The organism is Streptomyces sp. SGAir0957 (assembly GCF_043523415.1).
The window spans coordinates 1,936,627-1,957,557 of the sequence record NZ_CP027293.1 but is presented as its reverse complement, the minus strand read 5'-3'; the positions used below and the strand labels follow the sequence as shown (position 1 = coordinate 1,957,557).

19 protein-coding genes are annotated in these 20,931 nt (G+C 74.2%); 13 read left to right on the top strand and 6 right to left on the bottom strand.

Going from position 1 to position 20,931, the window contains the following annotated elements; all coding sequences use genetic code 11:
- Nucleotides 1-30: 30 nt before the first annotated feature.
- The 5 genes from C1N81_RS13790 (at nucleotide 31) to C1N81_RS13770 (ending at nucleotide 5,135) form a co-directional block, all read left to right on the top strand.
- Nucleotides 31-1,887 (top strand): transketolase, encoded by a 1,857-nt coding sequence (locus C1N81_RS13790; protein WP_394429101.1) that lies wholly within the window; start codon nucleotides 31-33, stop codon nucleotides 1,885-1,887.
- A 256-nt stretch (nucleotides 1,888-2,143) separates the two neighbouring features.
- Nucleotides 2,144-2,548 carry a gas vesicle structural protein GvpA gene (locus tag C1N81_RS13785; protein WP_394429100.1) on the top strand — a complete coding sequence of 135 codons (405 nt, stop codon included), beginning with the start codon at nucleotides 2,144-2,146 and terminating at the stop codon, nucleotides 2,546-2,548.
- On the top strand, nucleotides 2,545-3,294 hold the full coding sequence (locus tag C1N81_RS13780; RefSeq protein ID WP_394429099.1) for a GvpL/GvpF family gas vesicle protein: 750 nt from the start codon (nucleotides 2,545-2,547) through the stop codon (nucleotides 3,292-3,294). Before C1N81_RS13785 ends, C1N81_RS13780 begins: the two co-directional genes overlap by 4 nt.
- Nucleotides 3,295-3,328: 34 nt before the next feature.
- Nucleotides 3,329-4,021: a DNA primase gene (locus C1N81_RS13775; RefSeq protein ID WP_394429097.1), complete on the top strand. Its 693-nt coding sequence runs from the start codon at nucleotides 3,329-3,331 to the stop codon at nucleotides 4,019-4,021.
- Nucleotides 4,014-5,135: an SRPBCC family protein gene (locus C1N81_RS13770; RefSeq protein WP_394429096.1), complete on the top strand. Its 1,122-nt coding sequence runs from the start codon at nucleotides 4,014-4,016 to the stop codon at nucleotides 5,133-5,135. The genes C1N81_RS13775 and C1N81_RS13770 overlap by 8 nt, the downstream gene beginning before the upstream one ends.
- Nucleotides 5,136-5,191: 56 nt before the next feature.
- On the opposite strand, the gene C1N81_RS13765 is transcribed toward C1N81_RS13770, so the two are convergent.
- On the bottom strand, nucleotides 5,192-6,028 hold the full coding sequence (locus C1N81_RS13765) for a class I SAM-dependent methyltransferase (RefSeq protein WP_394429095.1): 837 nt from the start codon (nucleotides 6,026-6,028) through the stop codon (nucleotides 5,192-5,194).
- A 119-nt stretch (nucleotides 6,029-6,147) separates the two neighbouring features.
- Complete coding sequence (locus C1N81_RS13760; protein WP_394429094.1) at nucleotides 6,148-7,662, bottom strand: bifunctional phosphatase PAP2/diacylglycerol kinase family protein; 1,515 nt, start codon at nucleotides 7,660-7,662, stop codon at nucleotides 6,148-6,150.
- A gap of 94 nt (nucleotides 7,663-7,756) precedes the next feature.
- Between C1N81_RS13760 and C1N81_RS13755 the strand changes: the two genes are divergently transcribed.
- A complete protein-coding gene (locus C1N81_RS13755) occupies nucleotides 7,757-9,379 on the top strand; it encodes an ABC-F family ATP-binding cassette domain-containing protein (protein WP_394429093.1) in 1,623 nt (540 codons plus the stop codon).
- A 90-nt stretch (nucleotides 9,380-9,469) separates the two neighbouring features.
- Nucleotides 9,470-10,438, top strand: coding sequence for an AraC family transcriptional regulator (locus C1N81_RS13750; protein ID WP_394429092.1), 969 nt, complete (start codon nucleotides 9,470-9,472; stop codon nucleotides 10,436-10,438).
- Between the two features lie 238 nt (nucleotides 10,439-10,676).
- On the opposite strand, the gene C1N81_RS13745 is transcribed toward C1N81_RS13750, so the two are convergent.
- A complete protein-coding gene (locus C1N81_RS13745; RefSeq protein ID WP_394429091.1) occupies nucleotides 10,677-11,111 on the bottom strand; it encodes a CBS domain-containing protein in 435 nt (144 codons plus the stop codon).
- A 270-nt stretch (nucleotides 11,112-11,381) separates the two neighbouring features.
- On the opposite strand from C1N81_RS13745, the gene C1N81_RS13740 reads away from it, so the two are divergent.
- The gene (locus C1N81_RS13740; RefSeq protein WP_394429090.1) at nucleotides 11,382-12,200 is read left to right on the top strand and encodes an RNA polymerase sigma factor SigF; all 819 of its coding nucleotides are present in this window, start codon (nucleotides 11,382-11,384) and stop codon (nucleotides 12,198-12,200) included.
- Nucleotides 12,201-12,216: 16 nt separating this feature from the next.
- Here C1N81_RS13740 and C1N81_RS13735 read toward each other — a convergent pair whose 3' ends face one another.
- Complete coding sequence (locus C1N81_RS13735) at nucleotides 12,217-13,350, bottom strand: PAS domain-containing protein (RefSeq protein ID WP_394429089.1); 1,134 nt, start codon at nucleotides 13,348-13,350, stop codon at nucleotides 12,217-12,219.
- Between the two features lie 81 nt (nucleotides 13,351-13,431).
- Here C1N81_RS13735 and C1N81_RS13730 point away from each other — a divergent pair, with 81 nt between their 5' ends.
- From C1N81_RS13730 to C1N81_RS13720, 3 genes are all read left to right on the top strand, one after another.
- The gene (locus C1N81_RS13730; protein WP_394429088.1) at nucleotides 13,432-14,130 is read left to right on the top strand and encodes an ANTAR domain-containing response regulator; all 699 of its coding nucleotides are present in this window, start codon (nucleotides 13,432-13,434) and stop codon (nucleotides 14,128-14,130) included.
- A 284-nt stretch (nucleotides 14,131-14,414) separates the two neighbouring features.
- Nucleotides 14,415-15,614, top strand: coding sequence for an aminotransferase class I/II-fold pyridoxal phosphate-dependent enzyme (locus C1N81_RS13725; protein ID WP_394429087.1), 1,200 nt, complete (start codon nucleotides 14,415-14,417; stop codon nucleotides 15,612-15,614).
- Nucleotides 15,611-16,660: an MBL fold metallo-hydrolase gene (locus C1N81_RS13720; protein ID WP_394429086.1), complete on the top strand. Its 1,050-nt coding sequence runs from the start codon at nucleotides 15,611-15,613 to the stop codon at nucleotides 16,658-16,660. Before C1N81_RS13725 ends, C1N81_RS13720 begins: the two co-directional genes overlap by 4 nt.
- Before the next feature lie 80 nt (nucleotides 16,661-16,740).
- Here C1N81_RS13720 and C1N81_RS13715 read toward each other — a convergent pair whose 3' ends face one another.
- Nucleotides 16,741-17,373, bottom strand: coding sequence for a DedA family protein (locus tag C1N81_RS13715; protein WP_394429085.1), 633 nt, complete (start codon nucleotides 17,371-17,373; stop codon nucleotides 16,741-16,743).
- Nucleotides 17,370-18,143 (bottom strand): MBL fold metallo-hydrolase, encoded by a 774-nt coding sequence (locus tag C1N81_RS13710; protein WP_394429084.1) that lies wholly within the window; start codon nucleotides 18,141-18,143, stop codon nucleotides 17,370-17,372. Before C1N81_RS13710 ends, C1N81_RS13715 begins: the two co-directional genes overlap by 4 nt.
- Nucleotides 18,144-18,224: 81 nt before the next feature.
- On the opposite strand from C1N81_RS13710, the gene C1N81_RS13705 reads away from it, so the two are divergent.
- Nucleotides 18,225-18,650, top strand: a complete 426-nt coding sequence (locus C1N81_RS13705) for a hypothetical protein (protein ID WP_394429083.1) — start codon at nucleotides 18,225-18,227, stop codon at nucleotides 18,648-18,650.
- A gap of 124 nt (nucleotides 18,651-18,774) precedes the next feature.
- Nucleotides 18,775-20,901 carry an alkaline phosphatase family protein gene (locus C1N81_RS13700; protein ID WP_394429082.1) on the top strand — a complete coding sequence of 709 codons (2,127 nt, stop codon included), beginning with the start codon at nucleotides 18,775-18,777 and terminating at the stop codon, nucleotides 20,899-20,901.
- Nucleotides 20,902-20,931: the final 30 nt, after the last annotated feature.

The following is a 20,931-nucleotide window of genomic DNA, read 5'->3' as shown; positions in this document are numbered from 1 at the left end:
GAAGCATCGCCTTAAGGAGGCACCACCCCCATGCCCACGCTCACCGAGACCGAACTCCATGACCTCGCCCAACAGCTGCGGGTCGACGCCGTGCGCGCGGCGGACGCCGCCCAGTCCGGGCATCCGACCTCGTCGATGTCGGCCGCCGACCTGGTGGCCGTGCTCTTCGCCCACCACTTCCGCTACGACTTCGCCCGCCCGGCCCACCCCGGCAACGACCGTTTCATCCTGTCCAAGGGCCACGCCTCACCGCTGCTCTACGCCGCGTACAAGGCGGCCGGCGCCATCGACGACGCCGAACTGCTCACCTTCCGCACCCTCGGCAGCCGCCTCGAAGGGCATCCGACCCCGCAGCGCCTGCCGTGGGTGGAGACGGCCACCGGATCGCTCGGGCAGGGCCTGCCCGTCGGTGTCGGCATCGCCCTCGCGGGCAAGCGGCTGGACCGGATCGACTACCGCGTGCACGTCCTGTGCGGCGACAGCGAACTCGCCGAGGGCTCGATCTGGGAGGCCGCCGAGCACGCCGGGTTCGAGCACCTGGACAACCTGACCGTGACCGTCGACGTCAACCGGCTCGGCCAGCGCGGACCCACCCGCCACGGCCACGACCTCGACGCGTACGCCCGCCGCTTCCAGGCGTTCGGCTGGCACACGATCGAGATTGACGGACATGACGTGGCCGCCATCGACCGTGCCTACGCCGAGGCCCGTGACACCGTCGGCCAGCCCACCGCGATCATCGCCCGCACCTTCAAGGGCCGGGGCGTCGCCGCCGTCGAGGACCGCGAGGGCATGCACGGCAAGCCGCTGCCCGACGCGCGGGACGCCATCGCCGAGCTGGGCGGCGACCGGGGCGTCCGCGTCGAGGTCGCCGCGCCGCCCGCCGCCCGCGCCCTGCACTCCGTGCAGAACGGCCACCTCGACCTGCCCCGCTACGAGACGGGCGACGAGGCCGCCACCCGGGACGCCTACGGCTCGGCGCTGACCGCGCTCGGCACCGCCCGCGGCGACGTCGTCGCCCTGGACGGCGAGGTCGGCGACTCCACCCGCGCCGAGTACTTCGCGAAGGAGCACCCCGAGCGGTACTTCGAGTGCTACATCGCCGAGCAGCAGCTCGTCGCGACGAGCGTCGGGATGGCGGCGCGCGGCTGGCAGCCGTGGGCGTCCACGTTCGCCGCGTTCCTGACCCGCGCCCATGACTTCGTCCGGATGGCCGCGGTCAGCGGCGCCGGGCTCAACCTGGCCGGTTCGCACGCCGGTGTCGCCATCGGTGAGGACGGGCCCTCCCAGATGGGCCTGGAGGACCTGGCGATGTTCCGGGCCGTGCACGGTGCGACGGTCCTCTACCCGTGCGACGCCAACCAGACGGCGCGGCTCGTCGCCGCCATGGCCGACCTGAGCGGCATCCGCTATCTGCGCACGTCGCGCGGGAAGTCGCCGGTGATCTACTCGGCGGACGAGGAGTTCCCCGTCGGCGGCAGCAAGGTGCTGCGTTCCAGCGGGGAGGATCGGGTGACGCTCGTCGCCGCGGGCGTCACCGTGCACGAGGCGCTGCGCGCGGCCGACGAGCTGGCGGGCGCGGGCATCGCCGTCCGCGTCGTCGACCTGTACTCGGTGAAGCCCGTCGACCGCACCACCTTGCGCGACGCGGCGCGCGACACCGGCTGCCTGATCACCGTCGAGGACCACCGTTCGGAGGGCGGCCTCGGCGACGCGGTGGCCGAGGCGTTCGACGACGGTGTCCCGACGCCGCGGCTGGTCCGGCTCGCGGTCCGTGAGATGCCCGGTTCGGCGAAGCCGGAGGAGCAGCTGCGGGTCGCGGGGATCGACGCGGCGAGCATCACCGCCGCCGTCGCCCTCCTCGTCGAGCAGGACATCACGCCCTGAACCGACGCATTTCCCGGAGCGTGAGTAAAACCCTTACGCACGACGGGAGTTGAGGTTTGCCCAGGACCTGAGCGGTGACTCGGATGCCGAGGCCGTCGTGGCGCGCCGCGATGTGCGGGGCGGGCCGGACCGCGCCCCGACCGGGCGGCGGCCGGCCCGTCGCCGTGTCAGGACCGTGCACCCGCACGCCGCGGACCACGGCGGCCGGTACCGCGACCGAGCGCGAACCGAACCAGTCCGAGGAGGGCGGCTCCCCATGACCGTGGTCCCTGCACAGCAATCAGGCGGCGGAGGCGGCACCAGCGGCCTGTACGACGTACTCGAACTCGTGCTTGACCGCGGGCTCGTCATCGACGCGTTCGTCCGGGTCTCGCTGGTCGGCATCGAGATCCTGAAGATCGACATCCGGGTCGTGGTCGCCAGCGTCGACACCTACCTGCGCTTCGCCGAGGCCTGCAACCGCCTCGACCTGGAGGCGGGCCCGCACCGCAGCCCCGGCCTCCCCGACCTCATGGGCGGATCGGACGACGCGTCGGACAGCGGTCGCAGCAAGGCGAAGGGCGCGCTGTCCGGCGCCGCCGAGACCCTGTCGGATGCCTTCGGCCAGGCGCGTGAGGAAGGCCGGTCCGCGAGCACCCGCCGCCGGAAGGAGCAGGCATGACCGGCACGTACATCTACGGCATCGCCGCCACGGGCCACCCCTCGCTGCCGGACGGCATGGAGGGCATCGGCGACCCGGCCCGCAAGGTCAGGCTCGTCGGGGCGGGCCCGCTCACCGCGCTCGTCAGCGACGCCCCCGACGGGCTGCGGCCCAAGCGGCGCGACCTGCTCGCCCACCAGAACGTGCTCGCCGAGGCGGGTGCGGGCGGCCCCGTCCTCCCTCTGCGGTTCGGCAGTCTCGCGCCGGACGACGAGGCCGTCGCGGCCGTCCTCGCCGAACGCGCCGACCACTACGGGGAACGGCTGCGGGCGCTCGACGGCAAGGTCGAGTACAACGTCAAGGCGCAGCACGACGAAGAGGCCGTCCTGCACCGGGTGATGTCCGAGAGCCCCGAGGTCCGCACCCTCGCCGAGGCCAACCAGCAGGCGGGCGGCGGCAGTCACGAGGAGAAGCTGCGGCTCGGTGAGATGGTGGTGGCCGCCGTGCAGGCGCGCGAGGCGCGGGACGCAGTGGAGCTGCAACGGCTCCTCGAACCGTCGGCCGACGCGGTCTCCGCCGGACCGGCCGGCACGGGCTGGCTCGCCAACGTCTCGTTCCTCGTCGACCGCGCGTCGTCCGAACACTTCCTCGCGGCCGTCGACACCGTCCGCCGCGACCACCCGCAGTTGGAACTCCGGGTCAACGGGCCGCTCCCGCCGTACAGCTTCGTGGAGCCGGGTCCTTCGGCACCGGTCGGCACGGAATGAGACCAGGCAGACCGGCACATCTCAGGAGGGGCAAGTGAACCGAGCAGCTCTCGGCCTCGCGGTAGGGGCCGGATACGTCCTCGGACGTACGAAGAAGATGAAGCTGGCGTTCGCCGTCGGCACGATGGTCGCGGGCAAGCGGCTGAAGCTGAGCCCGCGCGCGCTTGGCGAGCTCGTCACCACGCAGCTCGACAAGAACCCGCAGTTCAAGGAGATCGGCGACCAGCTGCGCCAGGATCTGCGCGGCGTCGGCACGGCCGCGACCGGCGCCCTCGTGGAGCGCCAGATCAACGGCCTGGCCGGACGGCTGCACCAGCGCACCCAGGGCGTCCAGGACCGCATCGCCGGGGTCGCCCCCGACACGGACGACGTGCGGGACGCGGGGGAGAAGGTGACGGGCGGCCTCGTGCCGGGGCGCCGCGAGGAGCAGCAGGAAGAGGAACAGGACGAGAGGGACGAGCGGAACGAGCGGAACGAGCGCGACGAGCGGGACGACCGCGACGACCGCGACGAGGGCGCCCCGCGCGAGGAGAAGTCCTCGTCGAACGGGCGGGCCCGCACCTCCCCGCGCACCGCGAAGAAGGCCCCGGCCCGCAAGACCGCCGCCGCCGGAAAGACGGCGGCGGGCAAGACGGCCGCCAAGAAGACGACCGCGGCCAGGAAGACCGCGAGCGGCGCGACCCGCACCGCCTCGCGCGGCGCGAAGGGGGCCGGCGGCCGTGGCTGACTCCCCGAACCCCACGAAGGCGCTCGGCGGCATAGCGCAGAGCCAGGCCGTCGACCAGCTCAAGGCGGAGTTCCAGCACTACCTCGCGGCGCAGGCCGAACGCGTGCTCGTCGGCGTGGGCCGCAAACTGGGCGAGACCACGGTCAGGCTCACCGACATCGCCGAGGGCAACAGCCCCGGCTTCGCCAAGCTCGCGCTCGACGGCGGCCGCAAGATCGCCGAGGGCAAGAGCCCGGTGCGCGCCGCGGTGGAGCTGGGCGCGGGCCGCCTCAAGGACAAGGCCGTCGGGGCGTTCAAGAGCCTCGGCGGCAAGGGGAAGCGCAAGGGCGGCGCGGGCAAGAAGCCCACGGTGATCATGGAGTTCATCGACGTCGGCGTGGACCTGCGCACGGCGTACGACCAGTGGACGCAGTACCAGGAGTTCTCCACCTTCGCCAAGGGCGTCAAGAACGCCAACCGCGCCGACGACACCACCTCCGACTGGCAGCTCAAGGTCTTCTGGTCCAACCGCAGCTGGAAGGCGCGCACCACCGAGCAGCTCCCCGACGACCGGATCCAGTGGACCTCCGAGGGCGCCAAGGGCACGACGAAGGGCGTCGTCACCTTCCACCCCCTGGCCGACCGCCTGACCCGGGTCCTGCTGATCATCGAGTACTACCCGAAGGGCCTGTTCGAGAAGACGGGCAACATCTGGCGCGCCCAGGGCCGCCGCGCCCGCCTGGACCTCAAGCACTTCGCCCGCTTCGTGACCATCCGCGGCGAGGCGTCCGACGGCTGGCGCGGCGAGATCCGCGACGGCGAGGTGGTCCTGTCCCACGAGGACGCCCTCGAAGAGGAACAGCGACAAGAACAGGAGGAGGGCCAGGAGGAGGGACAGGAGCACGAGCTCCGGGAGAAGGCCGGCGACGACGCGTACGAGGAGGAGTACACCGGCGAGGACGAGGAGCCGGAGTACGAGGACACCGCCGACGAGGGCGAGGACCCCGACGGCGCCGAGGACGAAGCCGAGTCCGAGTACGACGACGCGTACGAGGACGAGGCCGAGGACGAGGCCGAACCGGACGACGAGTACGAGGACCGGCGCCCGGCAGCGGCCGGCGGCGCTCGCCGCTGACCCCGCGCGACGGAGCGGGACTTCACCGGAGAAGTCCCGCTCCGCGCATCTCGGGGTCAGGCCGCGGCAGCGGTTTTGCGGCACAGGATCTCCCCGTGCAGCACCGCGAACCACGCGTCCTCCCGCGCGCCCCATTCCCGCCACGCCTCGGAGACCGCCGTCAGCTGCGCGGGGGTCGCGTGGCCGCCGCCCGTGGCCCGGTCCGCGTAGGCGGAGGCGACGGTGCGGTCCGCCCACAGGCCGCTCCACCAGGCGATCTCGTCCGGTGTCGCGTAGCACCACGTGCCGGCGGTGGCGGTGATGTCCTCAGCGGCGAACCCGGCCTCCAGGGCCCATGACTTCAGGTGGCGCCCGGCGTCCGGCTCACCGCCGTTGGCGCGGGCGACGCGGCGGTACAGATCCAGCCAGTCGGTCATGCCCGGCGACCGCGGGTACCAGGTCATCGCCGCGTAGTCGGAGTCGCGTACGGCGATGATGCCGCCCGGCCTGGTGACGCGCCGCATCTCGCGCAGCGCCTGGACGGGGTCGCCGACGTGTTGCAGCACCTGGTGTGCGTGCACGACGCAGAACGTGTCGTCGGGCCAGTCCAGGGCGTGCACGTCGGCCGTCGTGAAGTCGACGTTGCCCACGCCCCGTTCGGCGGCCGTGGCCCGCGCCTGGTCCAGGATGCCGGGCGCGTGGTCGGCGCCGGTGACGTGGCCGTCAGGGACCAGTGCGGCCAGGTCGGCGGTGATCGTGCCGGGGCCGCAGCCGATGTCCAGGATTTTCATGTGCGGCTTGAGCGAGCCGAGCAGGTAGCCCGCCGAGTTGGCGGCGGTGCGCCAGGTGTGCGAACGCAGCACGGACTCGTGGTGGCCGTGGGTGTAGACGGCGGTCTCCTGCGACGGCGACATGACCCGATCCCTTCACGGTGCGACGACGCGCCCGGAGCGACCGCCCCGGGCGACATGGTCAACGTACGCCGCGCAGCCGGATCGTGAGATATCCGTCTTGGTATGTGGACGACGGTGCGTCACAGTATGCTCAGCGGGCGGTACACGCGCAGCGCCTCGTGCTGCTTGTCCACCGTCAACTCCCGCCCGCACTCGATGACTTCACCGTCGAACGCGAGCGGCGTGCCCGGCGAGATGCCGTCCACGTGCAGCTTGGTGAGCCGGGTCGCGGAGTGGAACGGGGAGCGGGAGAGCGGCCCCGACAGGGCCGCCGCGAGCAGCCGCACGCTCGGCAGGCGTCCGGCGCTGACGGTGCGGACGTCGAGGAGGCCGTCGGCCAGGTTCGCGCGGCGGCCGGCCGTCAGGCCCATCCGCCGGTAGGTGCAGTTCCCGGCGAACAGGAGCCACAGCGGGCGCTTCTCGCCATGTACGTGGACCTCGAGCGGGTGGTCGCGGCGCAGGACGTGCACGGCACCCACGACATCGGCCAGGCGGCCGCCGATCCGGCCCGACCAGCGTTCGCGCTCGCGCACCAGCTCCGGGTAGACGCCGAGGCTGAACGTGTTGAGGAAGATCCCGGAGGCCTTGTCCGAGCGGAACCGGCCCACGTCGACGGCGACCGCGTCACCGCCCACGACGGCCCGCACGAGATCCCCCGCGTCCTCGATGCCGAGGTCATACGCGAAGTGGTTGAGGGTGCCCCCGGGCAGCACGGCGAGCGGCAGGTCGTGCTTGAGCGCCACCTGCGCGGCCGTGTTCACCGAGCCGTCGCCGCCCGAGATGCCGAGCGCGCGGGCGCCCTTCGCCGCCTTCTCCAGGGCATCCGGGATCTCGGCGCCCTCGCACTCCACGAACTCGGCGAGCGGCAGCGCGTCCCGCAGCACCTTCACCCGCTCCGGCGTGCCCGCCTGCGTGTTCACCACCATGACCAGGCCCTCGCCGTCGGGCAGCGCGGGCACGTCCTCCACGAGCGGGCGCCCCGGGGACGGCATCTGGTCGCGGGTCGGCACCAGACCCCGTACGGCGAAGGCGGCGCCCACCCCGAGCGCCGCGCCCGCGATCACGTCGCCGGGGAAGTGGGCGCCCGTGTAGACGCGGGAGGCGGCCACCGAGAACGCCACCGGGGCGACGACCGCGCCCCAGCCGCGCGACTCCAGGGCCACACCCGTCGCGAACGCCGCCGCCGAGGCCGAGTGGCCCGACGGGAACGACGTCGTGAACGGCTGCCGCTTCAGCCTGCGCACTATCGGCACCGCGTCCAGCGCCGGCCGCGACCTGCGCACCGACCGCTTGCCGATCGTGTTGATCGTGGCGGACGCCACCGCGAGGGAGGCGACTCCGCGCAGGGCGGCCCGGCGGGCGCGCGGCGAGCCGGTCGCCGCGAGCGCCGCGCCCACGCCGAACCACAGCACGCCGTGGTTGGCGGCCTTGCTCAGCGCGGGCAGGACCCGCTCGGCGCCGGGCCAGCGGCGCTCGGCGGCGGTCTCGAACAGGCGCATGTCGAGGGAGGCGAGGCGGCCGCGCAGGGAGGGGCCCGGTCGCGGCGCTTCCTCCGTGGCTCTCGGCAGCTTGGAGATGTCGAAGTCGGCACACATGCCACGACGACTACCCCGGGGCGGGCCCCGCACCCAGGCGCGCACGCCCTATTCGTTTGCCCGTCACCCGCACAGCCGTCCACAATGCGCAACCATGGGACATCTGGAAGCCGCGCACCTCGAGTACTACTTGCCGGACGGGCGGGCGCTGCTCGGTGACGTCTCGTTCCGCGTCGGCGAGGGCGCGGTCGTCGCCCTGGTCGGACCGAACGGGGCGGGCAAGACGACCCTCCTGCGGCTGATCTCCGGTGAGCTCCAGCCGCACGGCGGCTCCGTCACGGTCGGCGGCGGGCTCGGTGTGATGCGCCAGTTCGTCGGCTCCGTGCGCGACGAGACGACCGTCCGCGATCTCCTCGTCTCGGTGGCGTCGCCGCGCATCCAGGAGGCCGCGAAGGCCGTCGACAAGGCCGAGCACGCGATCATGACCGTCGACGACGAGGCCGCGCAGATGGCGTACGCGCAGGCGCTCTCCGACTGGGCCGAGGCACAGGGCTACGAGGCGGAGACGCTGTGGGACATGTGCACCATGGCCGCGCTCGGCGTCCCCTACGACAAGGCGCAGTTCCGCGAGGTGCGCACCCTCTCCGGCGGTGAGCAGAAGCGGCTCGTCCTCGAAGCGCTCCTGCGCGGCCACGACGAGGTCCTCCTCCTCGACGAGCCGGACAACTACCTCGACGTGCCCGGCAAGCGCTGGCTGGAGGAGAAGCTCCGCGAGACCCGCAAGACCGTCCTCTTCGTCTCCCACGACCGCGAGCTGCTCGCCCGCTCCGCCGAGAAGATCGTCAGCGTCGAGCCGGGCCCCGGCGGCGCAGACGCCTGGGTGCACGGCGGCGGCTTCGCCACCTACCACGAGGCCCGGCGCGAGCGCTTCGCCCGCTTCGAGGAGCTGCGCCGCCGCTGGGACGAAAAGCACGCCCAGCTGAAGAAGCTCGTGGTCAACCTGCGCCAGGCCGCCTCCGTCAGCCACGAGATGGCGTCCCGGTACGCCGCCGCGCAGACCAGGCTGCGCAAGTTCGAGGAGGCCGGGCCGCCGCCGGAGCCGCCGCGCGAGCAGGACATCACGATGCGGCTCAAGGGCGGCAGGACCGGCATCCGGGCCGTCACCTGCGCGAACCTCGAACTCACCGGCCTTATGAAACCCTTCGACCTGGAGGTCTTCTACGGGGAGCGGGTCGCGGTCCTCGGCTCGAACGGCTCGGGCAAGTCGCACTTCCTGCGCCTGCTCGCCGGGGACGAGTCCGTGGCGCACACCGGGAACTGGAAGCTCGGCGCCCGCGTCGTCCCCGGCCACTTCGCCCAGACCCACGCCCACCCCGAGCTGCAGGGCCGCACCCTGCTCGACATCCTGTGGCGCGACCACGCCAAGGACCGCGGCGCCGCGTCGTCCCTGCTGCGCCGCTACGAGCTGACCGCGCAGGCCGAGCAGAAGTTCGAGCGCCTCTCGGGCGGCCAGCAGGCCCGCTTCCAGATCCTGCTCCTCGAACTGGAGGGCGCCACCGCCCTGCTGCTCGACGAGCCCACCGACAACCTCGACCTCGAATCCGCCGAAGCGCTCCAGGAGGGCCTGGAGTCCTTCGACGGCACGGTCCTCGCCGTCACCCACGACCGCTGGTTCTCCCGCGCCTTCGACCGCTACCTGGTCTTCGGCACGGACGGCAAGGTCCGCGAGACCCAGGAGCCGGTCTGGGACGAGCGCCGGGTGGACCGGGCGCGGTAGCCGAGGCCGTCTGTGCTCCCTCGCCACCCTCACCGTACGCTGCGTAGTCGGGCGCGTACGACGAGCGGTGCCGAGGCATGAGGAGACGCGGTGGTGAGGACGTCCTTCCGTACGGGCGACGTCGATCAGGCCATGGAGGCGATCAAAGGGGCCTTCTACACCAATCAGCTGGACGTCCTCGCGGCGCCGGAACGGTTCGGGGCCGCCTTCGAGGTGCTCGAACTCGGCGGCATCACCGTCGGCGACCTCGCCTGCGGCGCCGACGTCCGGGTCAGCTGCGGGGAGCTGGGCACGTACCACGTCAACATCCCCGTCGGCGACCCGATGTCCTGGCACCAGGCCGGCGGGCCCGAACGCATCACGACGCAAGGGCGGGCCGCCCTGTTCCAGCCCGTCGGGTCGACCGTCGTCGACCGCTGGGCCGGCAGCGGACGGATCATCGCCCTGAAGGTGGAGCGGGAGCTCCTGGAGCGCCGGATCGAGGAGCTGACGGGGCGGGTGCCGCGCGGCCCCGTCCCGCTCGGCCCCGAACTCGACCTGACCCGCGGCCCCGGCAGGACCTGGGCGCGGCTCGTGCGCGTACTCCTCGACGACCTGCACGGGACGGCCGGGCTGCTCGAACACCCGCTGGTCGCCGAGCCGTTGCGGGACGCCGTCCTCAACGGCCTCCTCCTCGCCGCCGACCACCCCTACCGCGAGCAGCTCGACCGGCCCGCCCCGCATCTGCGCCCGAGCCCCGTGAAACGCGCCATGGACGCCATGCGCGAGCGCCCCGAACACCCCTTCACCACCGCCGAACTCGCCGCCGAGGCACGGGTCGGCGTCCGCCGCCTCCAGGAGACCTTCGCCCGCTACGTGGGCGTGCCGCCGATGGCCTATCTGCGCACCGTCCGCCTGGAGCGGGTGCACGAGGAGCTCCGCGCCGCCGACCCGCGCACCACCACCGTCAGCGAGATCGCGTTCCGCTGGGGCTTCGGCCACCTCGGCCGGTTCGCCGAGCAGTACCGCGCCAAATACGGCACGACCCCCTCCCGGACCCTCCGCGAACCCCCGCCCTGACGTACGCCGCGCAATCCGGACAGCGAGCGCGCTCCGCGGATCGTGGGCGCGGGGGCGGCGGGCCTACTGTCGCACCGTCGCCGGGGGCCGGTCGCCGGCTTCGGGTACGTGCCGTCCCCTGAGCCCAGACCGTGACGGATTCCGGCGGCCATCCGGCCCGGCACTACCCCGCCGGGCCGGACCAAGCCCACGGGCCCGGATCCCGCCCAGACCCCGCGCCGGGCCCGTCGGCCCGGCGTCACCCCGCCGGGCCCGGGCCGGCCCCCGGTTCCGTGCGGCGGCCGGGCCCCGCACCGCGCGGCGGGAACGGCGGCAGCAGATCGGTCATGCGGACGATCCCCACCGCGCGGCCCCCCTCCACCACGGCCAGGCGCCGCACCGCGTGCCGGCGCATGAGCGCCGCCGCGGCGCTCACCACCGTCTCCGGGCCCACGACGACCGTCGCCGGGGTGCACACCGCGTGGGCGCTGACCGTCAGCGGGTCCGCGCCCTCGGCCACCGCGCGCACCGTGATGTCCCGGTCCGTGAGCACCCCCAGGATGCGGCCGCCCTCCGCGACCAGGACGTCGCCGATGTCCTGCGCCCGCATCAGCTGGGCCGCCTCGACGAGCGAGGCCTCCGGGCGTACCGCAGCCGCTCCCGGCCTCATGACTTCCCGCACCAGATCGGCCATGGCTGTGGGCCTTCCTGCCCTCGGACGGGCCCGGGACGACTGCGCCGGGCACACGGCACCCGGCGCAGTACCCCTCGGTCGGAGGGTTATGCGTTTGCTCCCTCGATTGGAGGGCAGGCGTAGGTGAGTGCTTCGGACTGGAGGCACGTCCGTGGGAGAGATACCGCTCGGTATCGACCCCGGGTGTGTCCGTGGCCGTGCAGTGACGTTCGCGACTCTCTCCCTCGGTGACCACCGAACCCCAAAGCACTTCCAGGGGAGTTGCGATCCATGCGTACGCCCACCAGCGCACCCGTGAACCCGGTGAAGTCCGGCCGACGCCATCCGCATGACGACGCGCCCGACACGGCCGAAGCGTTCGCGAAACTGTCCGACATGCCCGACGGACCCGACCGGGACCAGCTCAGGCACGGCGTCGTCGAGGCCTGGCTGCCCATGGCGGAGCGGCTCGCGGGCCGCTTCCGCAACCGCGGCGAGTCCTACGACGACCTGCGCCAGGTCGCCGCGATGGGTCTCGTCAAGGCCGTCGACCGCTACGACCCCGCGCGCGGCAACGCCTTCGAGAGCTACGCCGTGCCCACCGTCACCGGCGAGATCAAGCGCCACTTCCGTGACCACATGTGGACCCTGCACGTGCCGCGCCGCGTGCAGGACCTGCGCAACCGGGTCCGGTTCGCGCAGCAGGAGCTGGCCGGGAAACTCGCGGGCCGCGCCCCGACCGTCCCGGAGATCGCCGAGCTCGCCGACCTGACCGAGGACGAGGTGGCGACGGGCCTGGAGGCCCTGGAGAGCTTCACCGCCCTCTCCCTCGACGCGGAGCTGCCCGGCAGCGACGACGGCTACTCCCTCTCCGACGCGCTCGGCGGCGCCGACCCGGCCCTCGACACGGTCATCGACCGCGAGGCCGTCAAGCCGCGGATCGCCGCGCTGCCGGAGCGGGAGCGGCAGATCCTCTACATGCGGTTCTTCGGCGACATGACGCAGAGCCGCATCGCCGAACAGCTCGGCATCTCGCAGATGCACGTGTCGCGCCTCATCTCGCGCTGCTGCGACCGGCTGCGGGACGAGGTGCTCGCCGACGCGGCGTGAGCTGCCCGCGCACCGGTCATCGGCGCAGCGTCAGCGCGATGTGACGGGACATCACGTCCACGGCCCGCGCCTCCGCCATGGAGAACGCGGGCCGCCCCGCCGACCGGCACAGGGTCAGCACACCCTGGACCGGTTCGCCGGGCGCGGGGATCAGCGGCACGCACAGCAGCGACGTGACGTCCGCGCGGACCAGGACCGGCGCGCCGGACGCGTCCTCGCCGAGCGCCCCCGGGTCCTCCGGGCGCACCAGCAGCGCCGGTGAGCCGCCGCGCGCCGCCTCGACGACGAGGGGGCTCGCGGCCGGGTCCTGGGCGGCGATGTCGCGGAGCGCGTCCGCGTCGGCGCCGAGCACGGCCGTACGGACGACGTGGGCGGCGCCCCGGTCCGCTATCACCCAGTCCGCGAACCGCCCGTAGAGCGTCCGGGCGGCGCGGCGCAAAGCCTCGTCCGGGTCGTCGGCGGGCGCGCCGATCAGCTCCCGGGCCATCAGGTCCACGAGGTCGAGCAGCGCCGTGTGACGCGTCGCCTCCGCGAGGTCGGGGACGGCACCCGCGCCCGGGGGAGCGGGCGGCACCGGCGGGTCGTCGCCCTCGGGCTGGAGCAGGACGAGCACGGTGGTGTGCCGCTCACTGCCCGGCCGCAGGCCCGTCAGCGTGGTCCGGATCGCCGCCTGCGGGCTCTGCTGGAGGTGCACGGTCAGACCCCGGTCGCCCTCGCCCCTGGCCACCGCCGCGATCTGCGAGCGGAACGCCGCCCGGTCGGCGTGGGCCAGGAACCCGGTCAGCGGGCGGCCCGTCGCGTAACCGGCGCGGACCCCGGTGAGCGTCGTCGCGGCGAAGTTCAGGCGGCGCACCACCGACTCCCGGTCGACGAGGGCCACCGCCTGCGGCAGCCGCTGGAAGACGGCGCGCAGCAACTGCTGCTCCTGCCGGTCGGCGGCCGCCGCGCGGCTCGTGCCGCCCCCGGCCGCCGGGTCCCGCTGCCGGGCCCCCAGGCGGCGTACGGCGTGGTCGAGTTCGAAGAGGGCGGCGTCGAGCACGGCGGGCAGTTCTTCCGCGGGGCGGGCGCGGGCCGCCTTCAGCTCCGCGACGCGGCGTACGAAGTCCGAGAGTTCCTCACCGAAGTCACCGAAGTCCTCCATCCGCGACATGCCGTGAACCTATCCCGCACGTCTGTTTTCCGGGACAGGCCCGGGGAAAGCGCGGTAGGTAGTGGGAGGAGGCGTGTGCTCATGCGACAGCCCTTGCCGGATCCCCAGTCGTCCCGGCTGTCCGTCCGCAGGCTCGCCGAACTCGCCGAGGGCGCGGCGACCTGCATGTCCGACTGCTGCGGCGCGGTGGCCACGGCGTCCGACGGCGGCGGGGAGCGGCCGTCCGCCGCGACCCACCCCGACCTCACCGCCCTCGTGACCGTGCAGCTGTCGTCCGGCGAGGGGCCGATCCCGGCCGCCGAGGCGGAGGGCAGGCCCGTCGACGCCGCGGATCTCCTGGTCGACGAGCGGTGGCCGCGCTACCGGGCCCTGGCGCTCGACACCGGGGTGCGCTCCAGCGTGACCATCCCGTTCCGCAGCGGCGGTCTCACCGTCACCCTCAGCCTCTACAGCTTCCGCCCCGGCACGCTGCGGGACGCCCCGCGCGGCCCGGTCCGCGCCCTCGGTGACCTGGCCGCGACCAGCCTGGCCCGCGACCGCTCCTACCAGGCGGCCCTGACCGAACTCGACCAGCTGGGCGCCGCCCTGCGCAGCCGCCCCGTCGTCGACCAGGCGTGCGGCATCGTCATGCACGTACTGGTCTGCGACGCGGACGAGGCGTTCGCCGTCCTGCGCCGCATCTCGCAGGCCACCAACCGCAAACTGGCCGAGGTGGCCGCGGCCGTGGTCGAACGCCGGGGGCGCGGCCTGGAGCGGGAGTTCGCCGCGCTGACGCACTGAGACCGGCCTTCGCCCCGGCCTGTGTCACCCGTGCGGCGCAACGCCCGCACCCGCCCCATGACCGCGCGACCGCCCCTTCGGGTACGCGCGGGGGAGAGGTACGCCGCGCGCGGACACCCATCTGGATGTGACGCTGGGGGCAGCGCCCTCGCGACGGGCGCGGTGGCGACACACGGCACGGAGGCAGCATGCGGCCATCGGACCCCACGGCCCGGACCGCCCCGAAGGACAGAGCGCGCGGCGCCGGCCCCGCGGGGCGTGGACCGGTGCGGTTCAATCCCGTCATGCCCGAGCCGGGGCTGCCCGTCCTCCCCGAGGTGGCGGGCGTCGTCGCGGGCGCGGCGGGCCGCCCGCACCCCGAACCGCCCGGCGGGGCGCCCGCGCTGCTCGACGCGGCCCGCGGCTACTGGGAGCGCCGTGGGCTCGGCGCCGGGCACGGGCGGGTCGTCGCGGCGCCGGGCGGCGCGCCGCTGCTGCTCGCCCTGACCGCGGCCGCCGGCGGCGACGTCCTCGTCCCGCGGCCCTGTCCGGCGTGGTGGGCGCCGCAGGCCCGGCTTCTCGGCCGGCAGGTGTTCCCGGTGCCGACGCCCGTCGAGTGCGGCGGCGTCCCCGACTCGTACGCCCTCCTGGAGACCGTCCGCCGGGTCCGGGCCGAGGGCGGCGATCCACGGCTGCTCGTCCTGTCCGTCGCCGACGACCCGACCGGGACCGTGCCGCCGCCCGAGGTGCTGCACGAGGCGGTGGAGGCCGCGGCGAGCGAAGGGCTGCACGTGGTCGGCGACGAGACCTGGCGCGACACCGTGCACCCGGGGCCCCCGGGCACGGACACCGTCCTGTTCAGCCCCGCCGAGATGTACCCCGACCTGGTCACCGTCGTCACCGACCTCGCCGGGGGCCATCTGCCGCCCGCCCTGCCCGCCGCCTGCGCCCGGTTCGCGCCGACCGCGCACGGCGAGCGCCTCGCCGACCGCGTCCTGGACTTCCTCACGGCGACCGGCGCCGTGCTCGCGGCCCCGGTCGCGGCGGCGGCCACGTACGTGCTGGGCGAACCGGAGGACGTCACCGCCCACCGCGCCCTCGCCGTCGCGCTGCACGGCGCTCTCGCCACCGCCGCGCACCGCGCCGTGCTCGCCGGGGGCGGCCTGGCGCTGCCGCCGCGCGCGGGGCGCCACCTCTACGTCGACCTGGACCCGCTGCGGCCCGCGCTCGCGGAGCGGGGCGTCGCCGACAGCCAGGACCTGGAGGACTTCCTCACCGAGCGCCTCGGCATGGCGGCGCCGGGCGGCCACCGCTTCGGCGACGACCCGGCCGCGCTGCGCGTACGCCTGTCCACCGGGCCGCTCCTCGGAACAACCCCGGACGAGCGCACGGCGTCCCTCACCGCACGGGAGCCCCTGCGACTGCCGCACGTGGAGATGCAGGTGAACAAGGTCACGGCGGTGCTCGACGAGCTGTACGGCGAGGGACGGGAGAGCGAGCGATGACCCAGGCGTCCGAACCGGCGACGGAGCGGCGGAGCGATGCCGGCGGGGCCGCCCGGCCCCTCGTCGAGCCGCGGCCGCTCGGCGGGGGAAGCGCCGTCGAGGCGCCGCCGCGCCGCTGGCCCCGCTCGTTCGCCGACCGCCTGACCGCACCGCTGCCGGGCCTGCGGGCCTTCGCCCGGTTCGCCCGTGAAGGCGCGCTGCGGCCCCGCAAGGACGGGCTCGCCGACATCCCGCACCTGCCGTTCGCGCCGGGCCCGCTGCCCCCGGTCGACGCCCGTACCGTCGCCGTCACCTGGGCCGGGCACGCCAGCTGGGTCGTCCGGATCGGCGGCCTCACCGTGCTCACCGACCCCGTGTGGTCCCGCAGGATCCTCGGCACCCCGGCCCGGATCACCCCGGTCGGCGTCGCCTGGAGCGCGCTGCCGCCCGTCGACGCCGTCGTCATCAGCCACAACCACTACGACCATCTGGACTGGCCCACGCTCAGGCGCCTGCCGCGCACCACCCCGGTGTTCGTCCCGGCGGGGCTCGGCCGCTGGTTCGCCCGGCGCCGCTTCACCCGCGTCACCGAACTCGACTGGTGGGAGGCGGCCGAACTCCACGGCGTCCGCTTCGACTTCGTGCCCGCGCACCACTGGTCCAAGCGCTCCCTCACGGACACCTGCCGCACCCTGTGGGGCGGCTGGGTCCTCACCGACGCGGACGGGCAGCGCGTCTACTTCGCGGGCGACACCGGGTACGGCCGCTGGTTCGCCGAGATCGGCCGCCGCCACCCCGGCATCGACCTGGCGCTCCTGCCGATCGGCGCGTACGCCCCGCGCTGGTGGCTGCGGGACGTGCACTGCGACCCGGAGGAGGCGGTGCGGGCCGCGCGGGACGTGGGGGCGCGGCGGATGGCGCCCATGCACTGGGGCACCTTCCTGCTGTCCGCCGAGCCGGTCATGGAGCCGATTTCGCGGCTGCGGGCTGCTTGGGACCGGGCGGGGCTGCCGCGCGACGCCCTCTGGGATCTCCCGATCGGGGCGTCGCGCGTCCTGCCCGGCTGACGCCGGACCTCTGCACCGGATACGGCTGCCCCGCCGTCGTGGCCGGGCGCGCCGTTCCCCGCGCCCCGCGGGGTTCGGCATCAGGCGTGCTGGCTGCCTGCCAGGCGTCTTACTTTGCGCCACAGTGCCGGTGTCGCGCTGATGGCCACCGTCAGGACGATCGCCGCCACGACGCCCTGCCACGGCTCCTTGAACAGGGAACCGCCCAGGATTCCGATGATCTGGTACGTCACCGCCCAGGCCAGGCACGCCGGTATGTCGCCCCGGGCGAACCGGCGCAGCGGCATCTTCGCCATCAGGCACGCCAGCATCACCGGGATGCGCCCGGCGGGCACCAGACGGGAGAGCACGAGGACCATCACGCCGTGGTCCGCGAGCTTGTCCTGCGCCTGTTCGAGCCGCTCCTGCGGGGCCCGTGAGCGGATCGCCTCCAGCCAGCGCGAACCGTTCTTGGAGTGCATGCCGCGCCGCCCCAGCCAGTACAGGGCGATGTCCCCGAGGAACGCGGCGAGCGAGGCCACCCCGAACAGGAGAAGCAGCGAGAACGGCGCGGTCTGGTGGAACGCCACGACCGCCGCCGAGCTGACGAGGGCGCCCGTCGGAATGACCGGCACCAGCGCGCCGAGGACGACGAGCAGGAACAGCGTCGGATAGCCGGCGACCTGCTGGGTCGTCTCGGTCGGCACCACCCCGGCGACGGCGGCGAACGTCATCTGGCCACCTCCGGGCGGACGCTCTCGCCGTGCGCCAGCCGATGCACCGACACCTCGGGCGCCCGCAGCGCCGCCTGCCGCACGAACTCCTCGCCCGGCGTGTGGAACTCGTGCGGGCGCACCGCGTCCATCCCGATCGGCCAGTACGTCCCGTAGTGCACCGGCACCGCGCTGCGCGGCGCGATGCGGGCCAGCGCCTCGGCGGCGCGCGCCGCGTCGAGGTGGTGCGGCCCGAGGTGCGGCCCCCACCCGCCGACCGGGAGCAGCGCGACGTCGACGTCCCCGACGACGTCGGCCATGTCGTCGAAGAGCCCGGTGTCGCCCGCGAAGTACGTACGGGCCTCGCCGCTGATCACGTAGCCGAGCGCGGGGGAGCGCTGCGGCCCCACCGGAAGGCGCCGCCCGTCGTGCGCGGCGTGCACCACCCGTATCGAGACCCCGCCCGCCTCGACGACGGCGCCCGGCTCGACCTCGGTGATCTCCAGCGACCGCAGCCGCCGCAGCCCCGGCACGGAACGCGCCGCGCCGCGCGGCACCAGCACCCGGGTGCCGGGCGCGAGCCTGCCGAGCGAGGGCAGATGCAGATGGTCGGCGTGCAGATGGGAGACGAGCACCACATCGGCGCGCGCGGCGCTCGGCGGCGGCGGGGCCCCGCGGCGGCGCCGCAGATGCGCCAGGCGCCGGGCGAACAGCGGATCGGTGAGCACTCTCGTGCCCGAGTCCTCCACCGTGCAGGTGGCGTGCCCCCACCAGGTGATCTCCACCGGCACCCGTTGCCTCCTTACGTGCGACTGCCTTGAGCGTACGTGCAGGAGTAGGGTCGAGCCGAAAGCTGAGGTGAGGGGGACACCATGGGCGCACCCGACGAGGCCGGCGGCGCGGTGCGGGTCGCGGCGATCGCCAGCCTGATCCCGCTGGAGGAGCTGGACGCCGACCCGTTCCTCGTGGACTCGCGCAGCCAGCACGCCATGTGCGCCCGCTGGGCCGCCGAGCGCGGCTACGTCGTCACCCGCGAGCTGCTCGTGCACGGGGTCCGCCCCGACCACGACATCCTCTGGTCGGACGTGGACGCGGGACAGATCGACGTCTTCGTCGCCCCCAGCGACCGCGTCCTGCGGGCCGCGCTCCGCTCGGTCGACGCGTTCTCCGCGGAGTGCGCGCGGCGCGGCGTCCGCCTGGAGACGGCGGGGTTCGCGGAGCCCTCGTACGACACGGAGATGAAGGCGCGGGTGCACCGCAGGCTTTCGATGCCGACGGCGGGGTACGACGGCTGCTGACGGGCGCTGCCCGTGATCAAGGAAAGCGCCTGACGGAGCCGTTCGCGGAGCCGTCCAAATCGTATGAAACCCTGGCCTACGACAGTCAGCGCACAGCAGCACAGGGGCGAGGGGAGCCAGGGACGTGGCCGCAGGCCGATGGAGGCGCGCGGCGAGCACCGCATGGCGCTCGCTCACGGTCTGGGCGGCGTCCACCCTGACCATGCTGATCATGGCGGGGATCCTGCCGGACTTCCAGCTCCAGTCGGACACCGGCGACAGCGCCAGCCACATCGCCACCACGGCCGCCCTCGGCGCGGGCGCCTTCGGCCTCCTCTCCGCACTGGTCTGGCCGCTCCTCGTCCGCGCCCTGCTCCTCGTCCCGGCGCTCGTCCTCGCCCTCGCCGTGTTCTTCCTGAACGGGGCCCTGCTCCTGTTCGCCCTGCACCTCATCCCGGACAACCGGGGCGAGGTCGGCCCGGAGACCGCCGTCCTGGTCGCCGCGGTGATGTCCGCCGTGGCCTCCGCGACCGGCGGCGCCCTGGCCGTCCGGGACGACGACGCCTACCGGCGGCGCCTGTACCGGCTCGCCGACCGAAGACGCCGCGCGGCCGTCGAGGACGAGGCGGCCGCATCGGGACCGCCCGCGCCCGGCACCGTCTTCCTCCAGCTCGACGGCGTCGGCCACGAACTGCTCGTCCGCGCCGCCCGCGACGACGTGATGCCCACCGTCGCCGCCTGGCTGCGCGACGGACAGCACCGCCTCACCCCCTGGCGCACCGACTGGTCCAGCCAGACCGGCGCCAGCCAGCTCGGCATCCTGCACGGCTCCAACCACGACGTCCCCGCCTTCCGCTGGTACGAGAAGGACACCGGCGAGATCCAGGTCTCCAACCGGCCCACCAGCGCCGCCGAACTCCAGCGCCGCGCCATAGAGCGCACCGGGGACGGCGGACTCCTCACCGTCGACGGCGCCAGCCGCGGCAACCTCTTCAGCGGCAGCGCCGAAGAGGTCGCCCTCGTCCTGTCCGTGGCCGCACGGCGCGGCAAGGAGAACCGCTCGCGGGCCGGCTACTTCGCCTACTTCTGCGACCCCGCCAACGCCGTGCGCACCGCCCTCTCCTTCTGCGCCGAGGTCGGCCGCGAGATCGGCCAGTCCGTGCGCGCCCGGATCCGCCGCGAGCGCCCCCGCGTCGGGCGCGGCGGGCTCTACCCGTTCATCCGCGCCTTCGCGACCGTCGTCGAACGGGACGTCGTCGTCGCCGCCGTCATCGGCGACGTCCTCGCCGGGCGCACCGCCGTCTACGCCGACCTCGTCGCCTACGACGAGGTCGCCCACCACTCGGGACCCTTCAGCCGCGACGCCCGCAAGGTCCTCGAACGGCTCGACCGCTCCCTCGCGCTGATCGTGAAGGTCGTCGAGCACGCGCCGCGCCCGTACCGCATCGTCCTCCTGTCCGACCACGGGCAGAGCCCCGGCGAGACGTTCCAGGCCCGCTACGGGCTGACCCTCCAGGACCTCGTGCGCGCGGGCTGCGGCCTTCCCGTGCCGCGCAAGGCCCGGCGCACCCACAGCGGCGCCGAGGCCCGCTCCGCCGTCCGGGCCGCGCTGCGCCGCCCCGTCGAGGAGAAGGACGGGGAGTCCGCGCCCAGGGGCAAGCAGCACGAGCCGATCGTCCTCGCCTCCGGCAACCTTGGCCTCGTCTCCTTCCCCGACGTGCCCCACCGGATGAGCAAGGAGGAGATCGACGCCCGCCACCCGGCGCTCCTGCCGACCCTCGCCAACCACCCCGGCATCGGCTTCCTCCTGGTCCGCAGCGAGGAGCACGGCGCCGTCGTCCTCGGCGCGCGCGGCGCCCAGGTGACCCTCGCCGAGCTGGCCGACGGGCGGGGCCCGCTCGCCGACTTCGGGCCCGGCGCCGCGGCCGCCGTGCGCCGCACCGACTCCTTCCCGCACACCGCCGACATCATGGTCAACTCCATGTACGACCCGGTGGACGGGGAGGTGCTCGCCTTCGAGGAGCAGATCGGCTCGCACGGCGGGCTCGGCGGCGCCCAGAGCCGCCCCTTCCTGCTCTCCCCGGCGGAGCTGTCCGACCCGGTGCCGGGCGGCGGCGAACTCGTCGGCGCCGAACAGGTCCACAAGGTGCTGCGGCGCTGGCTGCGCGAGGAGCACGGGCCGCAGGTGCCGGTGGAGAATTCGCTTTCGCAAGCCCCCGAAGTCGCATCTTTTGTCGCGGCACCCCCCGAGCCGCGGGATGAATCCGCCTGATTTGGAGCGCGCCGCCCCCGCGACCGACCA

Excerpts from the sequence above, each read along its gene's own strand:
- C1N81_RS13755 (WP_394429093.1), top strand. The coding sequence starts at position 7,757 with ATGGGACATCTGGAAGCCGCGCACCTCGAGTACTACTTGCCGGACGGG.
- C1N81_RS13740 (WP_394429090.1), top strand. The coding sequence starts at position 11,382 with ATGCGTACGCCCACCAGCGCACCCGTGAACCCGGTGAAGTCCGGCCGA.
- C1N81_RS13705 (WP_394429083.1), top strand. The coding sequence starts at position 18,225 with ATGGGCGCACCCGACGAGGCCGGCGGCGCGGTGCGGGTCGCGGCGATC.
- C1N81_RS13785 (WP_394429100.1), top strand. The coding sequence starts at position 2,144 with ATGACCGTGGTCCCTGCACAGCAATCAGGCGGCGGAGGCGGCACCAGC.
- C1N81_RS13765 (WP_394429095.1), bottom strand. The coding sequence starts at position 6,028 with ATGTCGCCGTCGCAGGAGACCGCCGTCTACACCCACGGCCACCACGAG.
- C1N81_RS13725 (WP_394429087.1), top strand. The coding sequence starts at position 14,415 with ATGCCCGAGCCGGGGCTGCCCGTCCTCCCCGAGGTGGCGGGCGTCGTC.
- C1N81_RS13745 (WP_394429091.1), bottom strand. The coding sequence starts at position 11,111 with ATGGCCGATCTGGTGCGGGAAGTCATGAGGCCGGGAGCGGCTGCGGTA.
- C1N81_RS13735 (WP_394429089.1), bottom strand. The coding sequence starts at position 13,350 with ATGTCGCGGATGGAGGACTTCGGTGACTTCGGTGAGGAACTCTCGGAC.
- C1N81_RS13760 (WP_394429094.1), bottom strand. The coding sequence starts at position 7,662 with ATGTGTGCCGACTTCGACATCTCCAAGCTGCCGAGAGCCACGGAGGAA.
- C1N81_RS13790 (WP_394429101.1), top strand. The coding sequence starts at position 31 with ATGCCCACGCTCACCGAGACCGAACTCCATGACCTCGCCCAACAGCTG.
- C1N81_RS13730 (WP_394429088.1), top strand. The coding sequence starts at position 13,432 with ATGCGACAGCCCTTGCCGGATCCCCAGTCGTCCCGGCTGTCCGTCCGC.
- C1N81_RS13720 (WP_394429086.1), top strand. The coding sequence starts at position 15,611 with ATGACCCAGGCGTCCGAACCGGCGACGGAGCGGCGGAGCGATGCCGGC.
- C1N81_RS13715 (WP_394429085.1), bottom strand. The coding sequence starts at position 17,373 with ATGACGTTCGCCGCCGTCGCCGGGGTGGTGCCGACCGAGACGACCCAG.
- C1N81_RS13780 (WP_394429099.1), top strand. The coding sequence starts at position 2,545 with ATGACCGGCACGTACATCTACGGCATCGCCGCCACGGGCCACCCCTCG.